This window comes from Citrobacter sp. Cpo147, assembly GCF_030332405.1.
Classification (GTDB): domain Bacteria; phylum Pseudomonadota; class Gammaproteobacteria; order Enterobacterales; family Enterobacteriaceae; genus Citrobacter; species Citrobacter portucalensis.
On record NZ_JAOWHX010000039.1, the window covers coordinates 383,314 to 400,668 of the forward strand.

Here is a 17,355-nt window from a genome sequence, read left to right on the forward strand (position 1 = left end):
CGGTCTTCAGAAGAAGTTACGTTGCTTGCAGTCAGTAAAACCAAACCTGCGAGCGCCATCGAAGAAGCCATTACCGCAGGATTATTTTCAATTGGTGAAAACAATAACTAATGGCGAGTAGCCACGCTCTTGATTTTCCATACACCATTTTCTTCTACCATGCAGTCAATGACTTTTTGAGATGACTCACCTGTTCCAAATGTCAAATAGACATTGGTACAAATAGGATCAGTTATAGTTAGATCAATACTAATATGCTTACTCCAGTCTTCATTTGCAAAATCCTGAACCTTTAGAAAATAATCCTCTTCAAGCTCATTGTTCATATAAGCTTGTTTTAATTCATTCAATGTATCAATACTAACAAAAGGCTCTAATGCCGTCGGGTTATCTGCAACTGGGATGATATTATGAGTAATCTGCTTTATATACCAGGCATTGAATTTTAATGCTTGCATATCAGCAGGAACTATTTCTGCCATAGCAAATGATGAGAATAGAAAAGTAAATAATATTAATCGCTTCATCAGTTGTGCCTATATAATTTATACGAAGGCTGACTTTTACGATAACCAGGTCCGGGGTACACGCCATGTTCCTGCTTGAAATCTGACCACCAGTAATGCCCATCAAAAATCGCCATATGACCTACTGTATTTCCTCCAGTATATGGTTGGATTATAGCAACATCACCTTTTATAGGATTCCCATATACTTCACGAAAACCAGCTAATACTAAATATTTACCCATATTTTTAGCATTATCATGATGTAATGATACGCCACCATGTTCGATAGCTGCTGTTACTGCCCTGGCACAATAACCCGTAGCGTGTGGATGAGCATTATGTCTAACAAAATTTATAGCGGCTTCTTTATTCCACATTTACAACACCTCATTTATAAATGAAGAATATTAAATATCACAAAGCGAACCATTAGCATGAACATTAAATGCTTCCAACTCCATTTATTGACATCATCACCATGTCCAAAACTTATATTTGCAATGTGTATTATCGTTTAGTTATAAAATAAGCAACAATATTCACCACACCAATTAAGTAACAGCTTAACTTTATTAGAGATATAATTTTACACCTGTTTTTATTACTTTAAACCTTTAAATTAAAGCGAACTTGAGCTAAATAAAAACGAATTAAAAATTCTGTTTGTTAAATCTGTTTACATCTTCCTACAGACTCACATTTTGTACTCAGCACATCCACAGTCCCACCAGGCGTAGTAAAGGGTGCGATTTCGACTTTTCCACGTATGCGCCAGCGCGCAGGCCATGCATTGCACAGGTGTAGATCCGACACGTTATGCTTTACACTAAGGGCCACTATTTCTTCCATATTCATATGAACATCCTCGGAAAATGAACGATATCGCGCATAACCTGGCACATGTCCGGGACAAAATCTCAGCCGCCGCGACGCGTTGCGGGCGGTCTTCAGAAGAAGTTACGTTGCTTGCAGTCAGTAAAACCAAACCTGCGAGCGCCATCGAAGAAGCCATTACCGCAGGGCAGCGTGCCTTCGGTGAAAACTATGTGCAGGAAGGGGTGGATAAAATCCGCTACTTCCAGGAAAAAGGCGTCAACGATCTGCAGTGGCACTTTATCGGCCCGCTGCAGTCCAACAAAAGTCGTCTGGTCGCCGAGCACTTTGACTGGTGCCATACGATCGACCGTCTGCGTATCGCTGCCCGTCTGAGCGAACAGCGCCCGGCGGAACTGCCGCCGCTCAATGTACTGATTCAAATTAATATCAGCGATGAGAACAGTAAGTCAGGCATTCCGCTGGCAGAGCTTGATGCACTGGCCGCTGAAGTCGCTGCACTGCCGCGCATTACCCTGCGTGGTCTGATGGCGATTCCGGCTCCAGAGTCAGATTATGTAAGGCAGTTTGAAGTTGCACAGCAAATGGCGGTAGCATTTGCCGGGTTGAAAACACGCTACCCAGGCATCGACACTCTCTCACTGGGAATGTCTGATGATATGGATGCCGCCATCGCGGCGGGTAGCACGATGGTGCGCATTGGCACTGCCATTTTTGGTGCTCGTGATTACACTAAAAAATAAGGAAAACTAAGGAACACCATGAATACGTTGACCTTCCTGCTCTCAACGGTAATTGAGCTGTATACCATGGCGCTGCTGCTGCGCGTGTGGATGCAATGGTCTCGCTGCGATTTTTACAACCCGTTCTCGCAGTTTATAGTGAAAATCACTCAGCCCATCATTGGGCCGTTACGCCGCATTATTCCCCCGATGGGACCGATCGACAGCGCATCGGCATTAGTTGCGCTCGTTCTCAGCTTTATCAAAGCAATCGTGCTGTTTAAGGTGGTCACGTTCCAGCCGATCATCTGGATCGCCGCCGTACTGATTGTCCTGAAGACTATCGGGCTGCTGATTTTCTGGGTGCTACTGGTGATGGCAATTATGAGCTGGGTCAGCCAGGGCCGCAGTCCTGTAGAGTACGTGCTGATTCAACTGGCAGATCCGCTGCTGCGTCCTATCCGTCGCATACTTCCAGGCATGGGCGGGATCGATTTCTCCCCAATGATTCTGGTTCTGCTGCTCTACGTTATTAACATGGGCATCGCGGAAGTGTTACAGGCGACAGGCAACATGCTGCTGCCGGGGCTGTGGATGGCGCTATGAGTGCCGTTACACCTTGCGACGACGGTCTGGTTTTACGGCTCTACATTCAGCCTAAAGCCAGCCGTGACAGTATTGTGGGTTTACATGGCGACGAAGTTAAAGTCGCCATTACCGCCCCACCGGTAGATGGCCAGGCCAATAGCCATCTGGTGAAGTTTCTCGGCAAACAGTTCCGTGTGGCAAAAAGCCAGGTCGTCATTGAGAAGGGCGAGCTTGGTCGTCACAAACAGGTTAAAATCATTCATCCGCAACAGATCCCGCCCGAAATTGCGGCGTTAACTGATTAGGTATCCCATGCAAAAAGTTGTCCTCGCGACCGGCAATGCCGGTAAAGTGCGTGAACTCGCCTCTCTTCTGAGTGATTTCGGTCTTGATGTTGTTGCCCAAACGGAACTGGGTGTTGATTCTGCAGACGAGACCGGGCTGACGTTTATTGAGAACGCCATTCTGAAGGCGCGTCATGCCGCGCAAATTACCGGCTTACCGGCCATTGCTGATGACTCAGGTCTGGCAGTAAATGCCCTTGGCGGCGCGCCGGGTATCTATTCAGCCCGCTATTCCGGCGAAGATGCGACCGATCAGCAGAACCTGGAAAAACTGCTTCACACCCTGCAGGATATTCCTGATGACAAGCGCCAGGCGCAGTTCCACTGCGTGCTGGTGTATATGCGCCATGCAGACGATCCAACGCCTGTTGTGTGCCACGGAAGCTGGCCGGGCGTGATTACCCGTGAACCTGCCGGAAACGGTGGTTTTGGCTACGACCCGATCTTCTTTGTGCCGTCTGAAGGGAAAACCGCAGCCGAACTGACCCGTGAAGAAAAGAGTGCAATTTCTCACCGCGGACAGGCGCTAAAGCTGCTGCTGGATGCCCTGCGTAATGGTTAAGCTTCCGCCGCTAAGTCTTTATATTCACATTCCGTGGTGCGTGCAGAAATGCCCGTACTGCGACTTCAACTCGCATGCGCTAAAGGGCGAAGTCCCTCATGACGACTATGTGCAGCATCTGCTGAGCGATCTGGATACTGAGGTGGCCCACGCCCAGGGACGTGAAGTAAAGACGATTTTTATCGGTGGTGGCACGCCGAGCCTGCTTTCTGGCCCGGCGATGCAAACGCTGCTCGACGGCGTGCGAGCACGGCTGAATCTGGCCGAAGATGCAGAAATCACGATGGAGGCGAATCCCGGGACGGTGGAAGCCGATCGCTTTGTGGATTATCAACGCGCTGGCGTCAACCGTATCTCGATTGGCGTACAGAGCTTTAGCTCCGCCAAACTCGAACGTCTGGGACGTATTCACGGGCCGGAAGAAGCCAAACGAGCTGCACACCTGGCGAGCGGTCTGGGGCTACGCAGCTTTAACCTCGACCTGATGCATGGTTTGCCGGATCAGACGCTGGAAGAGGCGCTGGGTGATTTACAGCAGGCCATCGCGCTCAACCCACCGCATCTTTCCTGGTATCAGTTGACCATCGAACCCAACACGCTGTTCGGTTCCCGACCGCCGGTTTTACCGGACGATGACGCGCTGTGGGATATTTTTGAGCAAGGCCACCAGCTACTGACCGCCGCGGGATATCAGCAGTACGAAACCTCAGCCTACGCCAGACCGGGTTATCAGTGTCAGCACAACCTTAACTACTGGCGTTTTGGCGACTATCTTGGCATTGGCTGCGGCGCACACGGTAAGATCACATTCCCTGACGGACGAATCCTGCGCACCACCAAAACACGGCATCCGCGTGGGTATATGCAAGGGCGTTATCTCGAAAGCCAGCGCGATGTTGCCGAAGCCGATAAGCCGTTCGAGTTCTTCATGAATCGTTTCCGGCTGCTGGAAGCCGCGCCTCGCGCGGAGTTTACGCAATATACCGGTCTTACCGAAGACGTTATTCGTCGACAGATCGATGAGGCTATTTCCCAGGGCTACCTGAGTGAATGCGATGAGTACTGGCAGATTACCCAACACGGTAAGCTGTTCTTGAACTCGCTGCTGGAGCTGTTTCTGGCGGAGTGATGGCTGGTGAACGTAGGCCTGATAAGCGTAGCGCCATCAGGAAAATTGCCGGATGGCGGCTGCGTCTTATCCGGCCTACAGGGTTAGGGCGGTAAGCGCAGCCACCTTCATCAATTAATACTGATTAAACATTTCCTGGATCTGCTTAGGATCCTTGGTTTGAGTCAGCGCAAGCTGCAGCAGAACACGTGCTTTTTGCGGGTTCAGGGAACCTGAAGCCACAAATCCGTATTTTGCATCATCAACTTCTGCATCCTGTGTAGTGGCGCCCGTTGGTACACGGGATGAACGCACTACAACGGTACCTTTATGCGCGGCGGTTGCCAGCGTATCGAAAATGGTTTTATACAGGTTACCGTTACCTACACCCGCACTGACGATCCCGGCGTAACCCGCATCCACCAGCGCTTTTGCCGGCAGATCAGAGGCGTTAGCGTAGTTATAAACAATTCCAACCTTCGGCAGCTCGGTCAGCTTAGACACATCGAACGGAGTAGACGTGGTGTGCTTACGCGCAGGCGTACGCTGGTAGTCGATTTTACCGTTATGGATGTAACCCAACGGGCCGTAGTTAACGGATTTGAAGGTAGCGACGTCGGTAGTGTTGGTTTTAGTCACGTCACGACCATCCATAACGGTGTCGTTCATCACCACCAGCACTCCGCGGTTGGCAGAGGCTTTGTCTGCGGCAGTTACTACTGCGTTATACAGGTTAAACGGGCCATCAGCGCTCATACCCGTAGACGGACGCATTGCGCCGACCAGCACCACCGGCTTGTTGCACTTGACGGTCAGGTCGAGGAAATAGGCGGTTTCTTCCATGGTATCCGTACCATGTGTTACCACGAAGCCGTCGGTTTTATCACACTCGGTATTAATCTTTTTCGCCAGCGTTAACCAGACTTCGTCATTCATATCCTGGGAGCCGATATTCACCACCTGCTCGCCTTTAACGACAGCGATATCTTTCAATTGAGGTACGGCCTCAACCAGATTTTCTACGCCAACCTTGCCTGCCGTGTAGTTAGATTTTGTCGCGGAATCACCGCCGCCGGCAATCGTCCCACCGGTCGCTAAAATGGTGATGTTTGGCAGTGCAAGCGCCGCGCCGCTGAAACCCATAACCAGTGCGGCAAGTGCCGTTTTCTTGAAAAACTCCATGTTATTTCTCCAGTTACTTGAATTTGCAGCATTATGTCTATCCTACAGATGAATAATGTGACGAGTTCCAATTAACCAGATTTATATCTCCACCAAATTGCCGTTCTTAGAGATGGATATCAAAAAAACAGAAATATACAAAATAAAACGGCACAGAATGTTTCTGTGCCGTTAATAAGAGGTGAAGATTATTTCAGAGTGCTAACCAGCGTTTTACGATCGTTTTCCAGCGTCACAACGCGGGAACAGACATCTTTGCCAAACTGCTGGAAGTCTTGTTCCTGATTCTTCCATTCGTTCTGAATTGAGGTCTGCAAACCACCGAGGCTTCCGAGTACGCCCTGCAGTGGATTACCACCGCCTTTGAGCACGGCTTTCGCCCCCATTTCGTTGATGCTGTCCTGCAAAATGCCGCCCATCGCCTGATTAACCAGCTGTTGTCCGTCCGCGCGGACCTGATCAATCGCCTTATAATGGAAAGTCAGGCCATCAGTTCGATGCTCGATGATGCGGTTCATCTGCTCTTTCAATTGCGCATCCAGCTTGGTTAAGCGGCCACGCATGTTGCTGCTTTCACCGACCTCTTTGGCGATGATTTCGTCCAGCGCCACGCGACCTTTCTCTACGCGCGCTCTGGCACCTTCGTCGATCCACGGCAGGCTGCTACGCAACGCCGCCTGATAATCTTTGGCCTGCTCACGCTGTGCGGCGTTCAGGTTGTACTGTTTACCGTTGAAGGTGACATCGCCGGCCTGGGTAATAACCAGGTCGCCATTTTCACCCTTCACCTGCACCGTTTGTGGGCTCAAAATCACATCGTCACGCGGGGTGACGCTGCACTGGTAATCTGCATGTGCGGCCATCGCCGTGAACGTTAGGACTGCCGCCAGCAGCGTTTTGCGCATCATATCTTTCCCTCAATACAAATCGGGTCGGCATTTGCCGACCCTGTGCTACTTAGTCCCACCAAATATCGAAAAGTTCGCTGGTACGCACTTCTTCGAGTTTGTGCTCTTCCAGCCACTTACGCACGATTGCCTGGTGTTCTTCGGTGCATTTGCCGATTTCCTGCAGACAGATCAGACCTTCCCAGGCCAGATAGCCGCTGCCGTCAAAAGCCAGCTTGTTCGGTTCGATGACTTCATTGATAAAGTCATCAACGATTTGATCGACCTGCTCTCCAGATGTACCTTCCGGGAAACGCCATGCAACCGAAAATCCTACTTCCTGGAATTCTTCGATGTGCATCTTTTTACGCAGACGACGGCTACGGTTCTTTGCCATTATTTCACCCTCTCGAACATTAAGTCCCATACGCCGTGGCCAAGACGATGACCACGTTGTTCAAATTTGGTTACCGGGCGCGATTCCGGGCGCGGTACATAATCGTTACTCTCTGACTGGTTTTTATACCCGTCAATCGAGGACATCACTTCAAGCATGTGCTCCGCATACGCTTCCCAGTCGGTCGCCATATGGAACACGCCGCCCAGCTTCAGCTTACTTAAGATATGCTCAGCAAACGGTACCTGAACGATACGGCGTTTATTATGACGTGCTTTATGCCACGGGTCAGGGAAAAACAGCTGAACCATAGATAAAGAATTGTCAGGAATCATTTTATGCAGGACTTCAACGGCATCATGGCACATGACGCGCAGGTTCTCGACACCCTCTTCATGGGCTGAAGCCAGACACGCACCAACGCCCGGTGAGTGAACCTCAATGCCGAGGAAATTCTGTTCCGGACGCGCTTTCGCCATTGCAACCAGCGACGCTCCCATACCAAAACCGATTTCCAGCGTGACTGGCGCGTCACGGTCAAACAGTTCTGCGAAATCTACAGGCTCTTCGCTGAACTCAACGCCCATCACCGGCCAGTAGTTTTCCAGCGCGTGTTCCTGCCCTTTCGTCAGTCGCCCCTGGCGACGAACAAAACTACGAATCCGGCGCAGAGGGCGGCCGTTTTCATCAAATTCCGGTGAAATGACGTCGTTCTTCATAAAAGTTTAGTCTGCTGTGTTTGAGTTCTGAAAACGGGCATTATCCAAAGTTAGTTGCCGGATGCAAGTAAAGGAAGAAAGTGAGCAGCGGAAAGTTCCGGTTTACACCCCGTTGCCGCTGTGCTGCAATCTTGCCCCCGGCAATAATGAAACGGTAATCATGCAAGCGTCTCAATTTTCGGCTCAGGTTTTGAGCTGGTACGACAAATACGGGCGGAAAACGCTGCCCTGGCAAATTGACAAGACGCCTTACAAAGTATGGCTCTCTGAGGTAATGCTGCAACAAACTCAGGTTGCGACCGTTATCCCTTATTTTGAGCGCTTTATGGCGCGCTTCCCAACGGTAACGGATTTAGCCCATGCGCCGCTGGATGAAGTTCTGCATTTGTGGACCGGGCTGGGTTATTACGCCCGTGCGCGTAATCTGCATAAAGCCGCGCAGCAGGTTGTGACGCTGCATAGCGGTATATTTCCGCAAACCTTTGATGAAGTAGCCGCCCTACCTGGCGTCGGACGTTCAACCGCAGGCGCGATCCTTTCTCTCTCTCTGGGTCAGCATTTTCCGATTCTCGACGGTAACGTCAAACGCGTGCTGGCTCGCTGTTATGCTGTAAGCGGCTGGCCGGGTAAAAAAGAGGTCGAAAAGAAGCTGTGGGAGCTGAGTGAGCAAGTTACGCCGGCCCAGGGTGTTGAGCGTTTTAATCAGGCGATGATGGATTTAGGCGCCATGGTCTGTACGCGCTCAAAACCTAAATGTTCCCTGTGTCCGTTGGAAAATGGCTGTGTGGCGAGCGCCAATGCAAGTTGGGCGCTGTATCCCGGTAAAAAGCCCAAACAGACGCTACCGGAACGAACGGGCTATTTTTTACTGATGCAGCATGATGACGAAGTGCTGCTTGCACAGCGACCGCCCAGCGGCTTATGGGGTGGTTTATACTGTTTTCCGCAGTTTGACGACGAAGATGGACTGCGCAACTGGCTGGCGCAACGACAAATTAACGCAGATAATCTGACCCAACTTAATGCGTTTCGCCATACCTTTAGCCATTTCCACTTAGATATTGTGCCTATGTGGCTTCCCGTGTCTTCATTCACCTCATGCATGGATGAAGGCAACGCGCTCTGGTATAACTTAGCGCAACCGCCGTCGGTCGGACTGGCGGCTCCCGTGGAGCGTTTGTTACAGCAATTACGTGCCGGTACACACGTTTAACGTACCGGACGATAGAGAGGACTTTTTATGAGCAGAACGATTTTTTGCACTTTCCTGCAACGCGAAGCAGAAGGCCAGGATTTTCAGCTGTACCCGGGCGATCTGGGAAAACGCATTTATAACGAGATTTCTAAAGAAGCATGGGCGCAATGGCAGCATAAACAGACCATGCTGATTAACGAGAAAAAACTCAATATGATGAACGTCGAACACCGTAAGTTACTGGAACAGGAGATGATTAACTTCCTGTTTGAAGGTAAGGATGTGCATATTGAAGGCTATACGCCAGAATCATAAGAACCGTTGCCGGATGGCGCTGCGCTTATCCGGCCTACGTTTTAATCTGGTCCTTGCAAACAACAAACACAACACGCACTCCCGGAATGATGAAAAAATTTCTCGCGCTTGCCGTTATTGCGCCGTTGCTCATCTCCTGTTCCAGTTCGACCAAAAAAGGCGATTCCTATAACGAAGCCTGGGTCAAGGATACCAACGGTTTTGATATTCTGATGGGGCAATTTGCCCATAATATTGAGAATTTGTGGGGATTTAAGGAAGTGCTGATTGCGGGTCCGAAGGACTACGTCAAGTATACCGATCAGTATCAAACCCGCAGCCACATCAACTTTGATGACGGTACGATAACCGTCGAGACCATTGCCGGGACAGATCCCGCTGGACACCTGCGTCGAGCGATTATCAAGACATTGCTGATGGGCGATGATCCGGGTTCTATCGACCTCTATTCCGATGTCGACGACATTAAGATTTCCAAAGAACCATTCCTGTACGGACAGGTGGTCGATAATACCGGCCAGCCCATTCGTTGGGAGGGACGTGCCACCAACTTTGCCAACTACCTGCTGCAAACACGGCTTAAAAGCCGCAGCAATGGCCTGCGTATCATCTATAGCGTGACAATCAACCTGGTGCCTAACCACCTTGATAAGCGCGCGCATAAATACGTCGGTATGGTGCGTCAGGCTTCACGTAAGTATGGCGTCGACGAGTCGCTGATTCTGGCTATCATGCAAACCGAATCCTCATTTAACCCGTATGCGGTGAGCCATGCCGATGCGCTGGGACTGATGCAGGTGGTACAGCACAGCGCAGGGAAAGATGTATTCCGCTCGCAAGGGCGCTCAGGCACGCCGAGCCGTAGCTTCCTGTTTGACCCGGCCAGTAACATTGATACCGGTACGGCCTATCTGGCAATGCTCAACAATGTCTATTTGGGCGGTATCGATAATCCGACCTCACGTCGCTATGCGGTAATCACCGCGTATAACGGCGGTGCGGGCAGCGTACTACGCGTGTTCTCGAACGATAAAATTCAGGCCGCGAATATCATTAACAGCATGTCTCCTGGTGACGTTTATCAAACGCTGACCACCCGACATCCCTCTGCTGAATCACGCCGATACCTTTACAAGGTCAATTCCGCACAAAAATCATATCGACGCCACTAATGTATCCCTCTTCAGCCCCCTAAAACGGGGGCCTGAAGCACCAAAAATGTTAACTCCATCACTCTTTTGCTTTGCAATCAGAAATTGTTTGCAAATATTTGTCACAGGTAACAAAAAAAGAGTGCCTCTCATTGATAGAATCACATCATATAGCCACGGCAAATGTGCCTTTTAAAACATTCATCCGCATTACGGTGTGAGGAAATTAACATGAATCTTAAGCTGCAGCTGAAAGTTCTCTCGTTTCTGCAGTTCTGCTTATGGGGTAGTTGGCTCACTACCCTCGGCTCCTATATGTTTGTCACCCTTAAATTCGATGGTGCATCCATTGGCGCGGTGTATAGCTCGCTGGGGATCGCCGCCGTGTTTATGCCAACGCTGTTAGGGATCGTGGCCGATAAATGGATCAGTGCGAAGTGGGTTTACGCCCTTTGCCACTTGGTCGGCGCAGGAACGCTGTTTGCCGCAGCCGAAGTCACCACGCCAGGGGCAATGTTCTTTGTGATCTTGCTTAACTCCCTGGCCTATATGCCAACACTGGGGCTAATCAACACCATCTCCTACTATCGCCTGCAATCTGCCGGGATGGATATCGTTACCGACTTCCCGCCAATTCGTATCTGGGGCACCATCGGCTTTATTCTGGCGATGTGGGCCGTGAGCTTCTCCGGCTTTGAACTGAGCCATATGCAGCTGTATATCGGTGCGACATTGTCCCTGGTACTGGTACTGTTCACCCTGACGCTGCCGCATATTCCGGTTGCCAATCAGCAGAAAAACCAGAGCTGGACATCAATGCTCGGTCTGGATGCTTTCGCGCTGTTTAAAAACAAGCGTATGGCGATTTTCTTCATCTTCTCAATGATGCTGGGCGCAGAGCTGCAGATTACCAATATGTTTGGTAACACCTTCCTGCACAGCTTCGATAACAACCCGCTGTTCTCCGGTAGCTTTATCGTGGAACACGCATCGGTGATGATGTCGATTTCACAGATTTCCGAGACGCTGTTTATCCTGACCATCCCGTTCTTCTTAAGCCGTTACGGTATTAAGAACGTGATGCTTATTAGTATTGTGGCGTGGATGCTGCGCTTCGGCCTGTTTGCCTACGGCGACCCAACGCCGTTCGGTACCGTGCTGCTGGTTCTGTCCATGATTGTTTACGGCTGCGCCTTCGACTTCTTCAACATCTCTGGTTCCGTGTTCGTGGAGAAAGAAGTACGCCCTGAAATCCGCGCCAGCGCACAGGGTATGTTCCTGATGATGACCAACGGTTTCGGTTGTATTCTGGGCGGACTGGTGAGCGGTAAAGTCGTTGAACACTATACGCTGAACGGTATTACCGACTGGCAGACCGTGTGGTTGATCTTCGCAGGTTACTCGCTGGTTCTGGCTTTTGCCTTCGTTGCGCTGTTTAAATACAAACACGTACGCGTTCCAGCAGGCACACAGACTATCGCGCACTAACGTTTACGCAGAGAAAAGCGGGTTACCAAAAGGTAACCCGCTTTTTTTGCGCTTACTTCACCACATATCCATACAGACGCTTAATACCGTCTGCATCCGTTTCACTGTAAACACCTTGCAGCTCCGGCGAGAAGCCTGGCAGCAGGTTTACGCCCTCTTCCAGCGCCAGAAAATATTGCTGTACCGCCCCACCCCATACTTCGCCCGGTACCACGCACAGCACGCCCGGAGGATAAGGCAGCGCACCTTCCGCCGCAATGCGGCCAGCTGCTTCACTAATCCGCACCAGTTCAACATCACCACGGATAAAAGCGCTGTTCGCATCCTGTGGGTTCATCGCCACGGCAGGTAAACTTTCCTGACGGAACATCGCTTTTTGCAGATCTTTCACATCAAAGCTGACGTACAGTGAGTGCATCTCCTGGCACAGTTCACGCAGCGTGTAATCCCGATAGCGTACCGGATACTTATTGAAGATGGTTGGCAGCACATCTGCCAGCGGCGTATCGTCTTCAATATGCTGCTCAAACTGCGCCAGCATCGCCACCAGTTGCGCCAGTTTCTCTGCGCTTTCTGCCGGGGTCAGCAGGAACAGAATCGAGTTAAGGTCGCATTTCTCCGGCACGATGCCGTTTTCACGCAGGTAATGCGCCAGAATCGTCGCCGGAATACCAAACTCGGTATATTGCCCGGTTTGTGCGTCAATGCCCGGAGTGGTTAACAGCAGTTTGCAAGGGTCAACGAAATACTGGTCGCGCGCGTAGCCGGAAAAACCATGCCATTTAGCACCTGGTTCGAAGCTAAAGAAGCGACGCTCGCTGGCAATCACCTGCGTCGGATAGCTTTCCCACGGTTTGCCATCGACTACCGGGGGAACAAACGGCTGAATCATCTTACAGCGGGTAATAATCGCTTTACGGGCCTCAATGCCCAGCGTCACACACTCCGCCCACAGCCGACGACCGCTCTCGCCTTCATGGATTTTGGCGTTAACGTCCAGCGCCGCAAACAGCGGGTAAAACGGACTGGTAGAAGCATGCAGCATAAATGCATTATTCAGACGCTTATGCGGGCAGAACCGCGCCTGACCGCGAATATGGTTATCCTTTTTGTGGATCTGCGAGGTTTGCGAGAATCCGGCCTGCTGTTTGTGTACCGACTGGGTGACAAAGATCCCCGGATCGTTAGCATCGAGATCCAACAGCAGCGGTGACCCATCGGCCATCATCGGAATAAATTGTTCGTAGCCGACCCATGCTGAGTCAAACAGGATGTAATCACACAGATGACCGATCTTGTCGATCACCTGCCGGGCATTGTAGATCGTACCGTCATAAGTGCCGAGCTGAATGATCGCCAGACGGAACGGGCGCGGTTGTTCTGCCTTTTGCGGCGAAATATCACGAAGTTGCTGGCGCAGATACTCCTCATCAAAGCAGTGCTCGTCAATGCCGCCAATAAAGCCAAACGGATTACGCGCCGCTTCCAGATACACCGGCGTCGCACCCGCCTGGATCAGCGCACCGTGGTGGTTCGACTTATGGTTATTACGGTCAAATAGCACCAGATCGCCGCGCGTCAGCAGCGCATTGGTTACTACTTTATTGGCCGCAGAGGTCCCGTTCAGCACAAAGTAGGTTTTATCCGCGTGGAAAACTTTCGCAGCAAATTTCTGCGCATGTTTCGCCGAGCCTTCATGAATCAGCAGATCGCCAAGCTTAACGTCGGCGTTGCACATATCCGCGCGAAACAGATTCTCACCAAAGAACTCGTAGAAATGGCGCCCCGCGGGATGCTTTTTAAAGAACTCACCGTGTTGATGTCCTGGGCAGGCAAATGTGCTGTTCCCCATCTCGACATACTGAGTCAACGTGTCATAGAACGGCGGCAGCAAATATTCTTCATACTGACAGGCAGCAGACTCCAGCTCCAGCCAGTCCTGCGCCTGACCGCGAATGACCGCATTCACGCCCGCCGGCAGATCAACATCCAACTCTGCGAACAGAAACACGGGTATATGAAAACCGGTGCGTTTCAGCAAAGCAAGGATCCCGCTGCGGCTATCCGCAACGGTAATGACGACTGCCGCAACGTCAGTAAAATCAGTACTGTCCAGCGACACCACCTGACGATGGCTGGACAGACGAGAAACCAGTTCTCCACTGGCGGCAATTTTCATTGATTTCATAAGCGCAATAACCCGTTTCGGGAAAATCAAAAGTCCCGGACAAAGCCACATTGCTTTGCCCACGAAATGACAGGTCAAACTGGTTACCAGCCCCGACCGCCAGACATCAGTAAAAGCAGATAGCCTCTGATTTTACTGTTATCCTGCAGTGAGCGTGCGCTGCCCTCACCGCATGGTGGGAGCGTAAAGATAAGTCGCAGGAAGGGGCAAACGTCGCGCAAAAAGGCGATGTTGAAGGCGATGTAGGGGGAGTAATATCATCCCAGGCAGCCCCATTCAGACAGGAGAAAATTCGCGCAATCATGGCACCTTTCACTTTCAGGCGCAAGATAAAATCCGGAGCCTGAACCTCACAGATAAACAAGCAATTCGCCTGTCAATCGCGGCATAATAATGCAATCTGAAAACATATTTTACCCAGAGAATTGCCTTTAGCATCAAGACGATAATGGGTATGCAGGAGCAAACGTGGTAATTGGACCCTTTATTAATGCTGGCGCCATTTTATTTGGTGGTGTTCTCGGCGCACTACTCAGCCAGCATTTACCGGAACGCATTCGTGCCTCCATGACCTCCATATTCGGACTGTGCTCTTTGGGAATTGGTATTTTGCTGGTTATCAAGTGCGCTAACCTACCGGTGATGGTCCTGGCTACGTTAGTCGGTGCATTAATTGGCGAGTTCTGTTATCTGGAAAAAGGGATCAATACCGCGGTTGCCAAAGCGCAGCAGCTTTTCACCCGGTCGGATGCCAACACCACACACGAATCCTTCATCCAGAGCTATGTGGCCATCATCGTGCTATTTTGCGCCAGTGGTACCGGGATCTTCGGGGCGATACATGAAGGGATGACCGGCGACCCGAATATTTTAATCGCGAAGTCGTTTCTTGATTTCTTCACGGCCATCATTTTTGCCTGTTCATTAGGTATCGCGGTATCGGCAATTTGTGTACCAATGCTGGCAATCCAGCTAACGCTTGCCACCTGCGCAGCACTTATTTTGCCCCTGACGACGCCAGCCATGATGGCCGATTTCAGCGCCGTAGGTGGACTGCTGTTGTTGGCAACCGGTTTACGTATTTGTGGAATCAAAATGTTTGCGGTTGTGAATATGCTTCCTGCCCTTCTGCTGGCAATGCCGCTTTCCGCCGCGTGGACGGCATTTTTTGCCTGAGAATGCGTGCAATAGCAACAATGTGGTGATAGATTGTGCAGTCTGCATTGATTTGAAGAAATTTCGTTGACGAAACGAAGCGAATCGGTTTTAATGCGCCTCGTTGCCCGGATAGCTCAGTCGGTAGAGCAGGGGATTGAAAATCCCCGTGTCCTTGGTTCGATTCCGAGTCCGGGCACCACTCATTTAGAAACGGACGTCTACTGACGTCCGTTTTGCTTTATAAAGTCAACAAGTTATCCCCTTCCAGTTGTCTACTACTGTCCGTTAAAATCTACTGGCAGCGCCCCCTATTTGTTGGTAAAAGTGTTGGTAATCTCAGTTCGATGGGATTTTTACCAACATTTGCACAGGAGGCTTGCTATGCGCTTAACTGATATTGCTGTAAAAAACGCCAAGCCTTCCGACAAGCCAACTAAAATTTCTGATGGCAAAGGTCTGTATCTGCTTGTGCATCCGAATGGTTCCAAATACTGGCAAGCTGCTTATCGCTTCGATGGTAAGCAAAAAGTCTTCTCTATAGGAACTTACCCTACCGTATCACTCGCAGAAGCTCGTACAAGCCTCTTAGAAATGAAATCTCTGTTAGCCAGTGGTATCGACCCACTTCAACAGAAAAAAGCTGTAAAGGCCGAAGAGCGTGGAGATTTTACGTTTGAGGCCGTAGCTCGTGATTGGCACAAAAAAATGTCGGTAAGCGAACGCTGGATACCTAAACATAGCGAGCGGATCTTAAACAGTCTCATCAATCATCTTTTCCCATCTCTCGGCTCAAAAGATATTACGAAGCTGACTACTCGTGATCTACTTATCCCCCTTCGTAAAATTGAGGACAAAGGCCAGCACGAAACAGCTTCACGTTTAAAACAGCGTATTACCGCTATTATGCGTTATGCTGTCCAAGAAGATATGATTACTCAAAACCCAGCTAATGAACTTGACGGTACATTAATAACACCTAAAAGAACACATTACCCAGCATTGGAACTTGAGCAACTACCCGATCTACTTGCTCGTATTGATGCTTACAAAGGTCGTAGATTAACTGTATTAGCTTTAAAGCTCACTTTGCTAGTATTCATACGTTCAAGTGAATTACGCTTTGCCAGATGGTCTGAAATAGATTTCGAAAATTCATTGTGGATTATTCCACCAGAAAGAGACGAGATCGAAAATGTCAGATTTTCAGAGCGAGGTTCTAAAATGCGGATACCTCATTATGGGTGATGCTGCCAACTTACTGATTTAGTGTATGATGGTGTTTTTGAGGTGCTCCAGTGGCTTCTGTTTCTATCAGCTGTCCCTCCTGTTCAGCTACTGACGGGGTGGTGCGTAACGGCAAAAGCACTGCCGGACATCAGCGCTATCTCTGCTCTCACTGCCGTAAAACATGGCAACTGCAGTTCACTTACACCGCTTCTCAACCCGGTACGCACCAGAAAATCATTGATATGGCCATGAATGGTGTTGGATGCCGGGCAACCGCCCGCATTATGGGCGTTGGCCTCAACACGATTTTACGTCACTTAAAAAACTCAGGCCGCAGTCGGTAACCTCGCGCATACAGCCGGGCAGTGACGTCATCGTCTGCGCGGAAATGGACGAACAGTGGGGCTATGTCGGGGCTAAATCGCGCCAGCGCTGGCTGTTTTACGCGTATGACAGGCTCCGGAAGACGGTTGTTGCGCACGTATTCGGTGAACGCACTATGGCGACGCTGGGGCGTCTTATGAGCCTGCTGTCACCCTTTGACGTGGTGATATGGATGACGGATGGCTGGCCGCTGTATGAATCCCGCCTGAAGGGAAAGCTGCACGTAATCAGCAAGCGATATACGCAGCGAATTGAGCGGCATAACCTGAATCTGAGGCAGCACCTGGCACGGCTGGGACGGAAGTCGCTGTCGTTCTCAAAATCGGTGGAGCTGCATGACAAAGTCATCGGGCATTATCTGAACATAAAACACTATCAATAAGTTGGAGTCATTACC

Annotated in this window: 19 protein-coding genes, 1 tRNA gene and 2 pseudogenes; 14 read left to right on the forward strand and 8 right to left on the reverse strand. The window is 50.3% G+C overall.

Annotated elements, in window-relative coordinates; all coding sequences use genetic code 11:
- Positions 1-102: pseudogene (locus OGY06_RS19985) on the forward strand (YggS family pyridoxal phosphate enzyme); the annotation flags it as partial.
- A 5-nt stretch (positions 103-107) separates the two neighbouring features.
- On the opposite strand, the gene OGY06_RS19990 reads toward OGY06_RS19985, so the two are convergent.
- The 3 genes and pseudogenes from OGY06_RS19990 to OGY06_RS20000 form a co-directional block, all read right to left on the reverse strand.
- Positions 108-527 (reverse strand): DUF3828 domain-containing protein, encoded by a 420-nt coding sequence (locus OGY06_RS19990; protein WP_003825424.1) that lies wholly within the window; start codon positions 525-527, stop codon positions 108-110.
- The gene (locus tag OGY06_RS19995) at positions 527-886 is read right to left on the reverse strand and encodes a hypothetical protein (RefSeq protein WP_286605901.1); all 360 of its coding nucleotides are present in this window, start codon (positions 884-886) and stop codon (positions 527-529) included. Before OGY06_RS19995 ends, OGY06_RS19990 begins: the two co-directional genes overlap by 1 nt.
- Before the next feature lie 352 nt (positions 887-1,238).
- A pseudogene (locus tag OGY06_RS20000) lies at positions 1,239-1,364 on the reverse strand (type IV pili twitching motility protein PilT); the annotation flags it as partial.
- Positions 1,365-1,381: 17 nt separating this feature from the next.
- On the opposite strand from OGY06_RS20000, the gene OGY06_RS20005 reads away from it, so the two are divergent.
- Genes OGY06_RS20005 through hemW form a run of 5 tightly spaced genes read left to right on the forward strand, consistent with a single transcriptional unit; the run spans position 1,382 to position 4,688 of the window.
- Positions 1,382-2,086, forward strand: a complete 705-nt coding sequence (locus OGY06_RS20005; RefSeq protein WP_057067562.1) for a YggS family pyridoxal phosphate-dependent enzyme — start codon at positions 1,382-1,384, stop codon at positions 2,084-2,086.
- 18 nt (positions 2,087-2,104) lie between these two features.
- Entirely contained in the window at positions 2,105-2,671 is a 567-nt protein-coding gene (locus OGY06_RS20010; protein WP_003825417.1) for a YggT family protein, read from the forward strand.
- Complete coding sequence (yggU, locus tag OGY06_RS20015; protein ID WP_003027101.1) at positions 2,668-2,958, forward strand: DUF167 family protein YggU; 291 nt, start codon at positions 2,668-2,670, stop codon at positions 2,956-2,958. Before OGY06_RS20010 ends, yggU begins: the two co-directional genes overlap by 4 nt.
- A gap of 7 nt (positions 2,959-2,965) precedes the next feature.
- Positions 2,966-3,559, forward strand: a complete 594-nt coding sequence (locus OGY06_RS20020; RefSeq protein WP_003825414.1) for an XTP/dITP diphosphatase — start codon at positions 2,966-2,968, stop codon at positions 3,557-3,559.
- A complete protein-coding gene (hemW, locus tag OGY06_RS20025; RefSeq protein WP_003825412.1) occupies positions 3,552-4,688 on the forward strand; it encodes a radical SAM family heme chaperone HemW in 1,137 nt (378 codons plus the stop codon). The genes OGY06_RS20020 and hemW overlap by 8 nt, the downstream gene beginning before the upstream one ends.
- A 114-nt stretch (positions 4,689-4,802) precedes the next feature.
- Here the strand turns inward: hemW and ansB are convergent, their stop codons facing one another.
- From ansB to trmB, 4 genes are all read right to left on the reverse strand, one after another.
- Positions 4,803-5,849, reverse strand: a complete 1,047-nt coding sequence (ansB, locus tag OGY06_RS20030; protein ID WP_003027108.1) for an L-asparaginase 2 — start codon at positions 5,847-5,849, stop codon at positions 4,803-4,805.
- Positions 5,850-6,037: 188 nt separating this feature from the next.
- Positions 6,038-6,757, reverse strand: a complete 720-nt coding sequence (locus OGY06_RS20035) for a YggN family protein (protein ID WP_286605902.1) — start codon at positions 6,755-6,757, stop codon at positions 6,038-6,040.
- Between the two features lie 49 nt (positions 6,758-6,806).
- Positions 6,807-7,133 (reverse strand): YggL family protein, encoded by a 327-nt coding sequence (locus tag OGY06_RS20040; RefSeq protein WP_003027115.1) that lies wholly within the window; start codon positions 7,131-7,133, stop codon positions 6,807-6,809.
- On the reverse strand, positions 7,133-7,852 hold the full coding sequence (gene trmB / locus OGY06_RS20045; RefSeq protein ID WP_149334923.1) for a tRNA (guanosine(46)-N7)-methyltransferase TrmB: 720 nt from the start codon (positions 7,850-7,852) through the stop codon (positions 7,133-7,135). Before trmB ends, OGY06_RS20040 begins: the two co-directional genes overlap by 1 nt.
- A gap of 160 nt (positions 7,853-8,012) precedes the next feature.
- On the opposite strand from trmB, the gene mutY reads away from it, so the two are divergent.
- From mutY to OGY06_RS20065, 4 genes are all read left to right on the forward strand, one after another.
- Positions 8,013-9,065: an A/G-specific adenine glycosylase gene (mutY, locus tag OGY06_RS20050; protein ID WP_128611816.1), complete on the forward strand. Its 1,053-nt coding sequence runs from the start codon at positions 8,013-8,015 to the stop codon at positions 9,063-9,065.
- Between the two features lie 27 nt (positions 9,066-9,092).
- On the forward strand, positions 9,093-9,362 hold the full coding sequence (locus OGY06_RS20055; RefSeq protein ID WP_003027126.1) for an oxidative damage protection protein: 270 nt from the start codon (positions 9,093-9,095) through the stop codon (positions 9,360-9,362).
- Between the two features lie 86 nt (positions 9,363-9,448).
- Entirely contained in the window at positions 9,449-10,534 is a 1,086-nt protein-coding gene (gene mltC / locus OGY06_RS20060; protein ID WP_003825397.1) for a membrane-bound lytic murein transglycosylase MltC, read from the forward strand.
- Positions 10,535-10,744: 210 nt separating this feature from the next.
- On the forward strand, positions 10,745-12,001 hold the full coding sequence (locus tag OGY06_RS20065) for a nucleoside permease (RefSeq protein ID WP_008785778.1): 1,257 nt from the start codon (positions 10,745-10,747) through the stop codon (positions 11,999-12,001).
- Positions 12,002-12,053: 52 nt separating this feature from the next.
- Here the strand turns inward: OGY06_RS20065 and OGY06_RS20070 are convergent, their stop codons facing one another.
- A complete protein-coding gene (locus OGY06_RS20070; protein WP_197385520.1) occupies positions 12,054-14,189 on the reverse strand; it encodes an ornithine decarboxylase in 2,136 nt (711 codons plus the stop codon).
- A 468-nt stretch (positions 14,190-14,657) separates the two neighbouring features.
- On the opposite strand from OGY06_RS20070, the gene OGY06_RS20075 reads away from it, so the two are divergent.
- The 4 genes from OGY06_RS20075 (at position 14,658) to OGY06_RS20090 (ending at position 17,340) form a co-directional block, all read left to right on the forward strand.
- On the forward strand, positions 14,658-15,365 hold the full coding sequence (locus OGY06_RS20075) for a DUF554 domain-containing protein (RefSeq protein WP_003825390.1): 708 nt from the start codon (positions 14,658-14,660) through the stop codon (positions 15,363-15,365).
- A 105-nt stretch (positions 15,366-15,470) separates the two neighbouring features.
- Positions 15,471-15,546: transfer RNA gene (locus OGY06_RS20080), tRNA-Phe, on the forward strand.
- 182 nt (positions 15,547-15,728) lie between these two features.
- Positions 15,729-16,592, forward strand: coding sequence for a tyrosine-type recombinase/integrase (locus tag OGY06_RS20085; protein ID WP_286605903.1), 864 nt, complete (start codon positions 15,729-15,731; stop codon positions 16,590-16,592).
- Positions 16,593-16,642: 50 nt separating this feature from the next.
- Positions 16,643-17,340, forward strand: a protein-coding gene (locus OGY06_RS20090; protein WP_103215986.1) for an IS1-like element IS1A family transposase whose coding sequence is annotated in 2 segments (ribosomal slippage) — positions 16,643-16,892 and positions 16,892-17,340 — 699 coding nt in all. Because the reading frame shifts where the segments join, the coding sequence is not laid out codon by codon here.
- Positions 17,341-17,355 lie beyond the last annotated feature (15 nt).

What these genes read in the sequence shown, in the direction of transcription:
- mltC (WP_003825397.1), top strand. Translation starts at nt 9,449, where the DNA reads ATGATGAAAAAATTTCTCGCGCTTGCCGTTATTGCGCCGTTGCTCATC.
- OGY06_RS20040 (WP_003027115.1), bottom strand. Translation starts at nt 7,133, where the DNA reads ATGGCAAAGAACCGTAGCCGTCGTCTGCGTAAAAAGATGCACATCGAA.
- hemW (WP_003825412.1), top strand. Translation starts at nt 3,552, where the DNA reads ATGGTTAAGCTTCCGCCGCTAAGTCTTTATATTCACATTCCGTGGTGC.
- OGY06_RS19995 (WP_286605901.1), bottom strand. Translation starts at nt 886, where the DNA reads ATGTGGAATAAAGAAGCCGCTATAAATTTTGTTAGACATAATGCTCAT.
- trmB (WP_149334923.1), bottom strand. Translation starts at nt 7,852, where the DNA reads ATGAAGAACGACGTCATTTCACCGGAATTTGATGAAAACGGCCGCCCT.
- yggU (WP_003027101.1), top strand. Translation starts at nt 2,668, where the DNA reads ATGAGTGCCGTTACACCTTGCGACGACGGTCTGGTTTTACGGCTCTAC.
- ansB (WP_003027108.1), bottom strand. Translation starts at nt 5,849, where the DNA reads ATGGAGTTTTTCAAGAAAACGGCACTTGCCGCACTGGTTATGGGTTTC.
- OGY06_RS20065 (WP_008785778.1), top strand. Translation starts at nt 10,745, where the DNA reads ATGAATCTTAAGCTGCAGCTGAAAGTTCTCTCGTTTCTGCAGTTCTGC.
- OGY06_RS20085 (WP_286605903.1), top strand. Translation starts at nt 15,729, where the DNA reads ATGCGCTTAACTGATATTGCTGTAAAAAACGCCAAGCCTTCCGACAAG.
- OGY06_RS20055 (WP_003027126.1), top strand. Translation starts at nt 9,093, where the DNA reads ATGAGCAGAACGATTTTTTGCACTTTCCTGCAACGCGAAGCAGAAGGC.
- mutY (WP_128611816.1), top strand. Translation starts at nt 8,013, where the DNA reads ATGCAAGCGTCTCAATTTTCGGCTCAGGTTTTGAGCTGGTACGACAAA.
- OGY06_RS19990 (WP_003825424.1), bottom strand. Translation starts at nt 527, where the DNA reads ATGAAGCGATTAATATTATTTACTTTTCTATTCTCATCATTTGCTATG.
- OGY06_RS20005 (WP_057067562.1), top strand. Translation starts at nt 1,382, where the DNA reads ATGAACGATATCGCGCATAACCTGGCACATGTCCGGGACAAAATCTCA.
- OGY06_RS20010 (WP_003825417.1), top strand. Translation starts at nt 2,105, where the DNA reads ATGAATACGTTGACCTTCCTGCTCTCAACGGTAATTGAGCTGTATACC.
- OGY06_RS20070 (WP_197385520.1), bottom strand. Translation starts at nt 14,189, where the DNA reads ATGAAATCAATGAAAATTGCCGCCAGTGGAGAACTGGTTTCTCGTCTG.
- OGY06_RS20020 (WP_003825414.1), top strand. Translation starts at nt 2,966, where the DNA reads ATGCAAAAAGTTGTCCTCGCGACCGGCAATGCCGGTAAAGTGCGTGAA.
- OGY06_RS20035 (WP_286605902.1), bottom strand. Translation starts at nt 6,757, where the DNA reads ATGATGCGCAAAACGCTGCTGGCGGCAGTCCTAACGTTCACGGCGATG.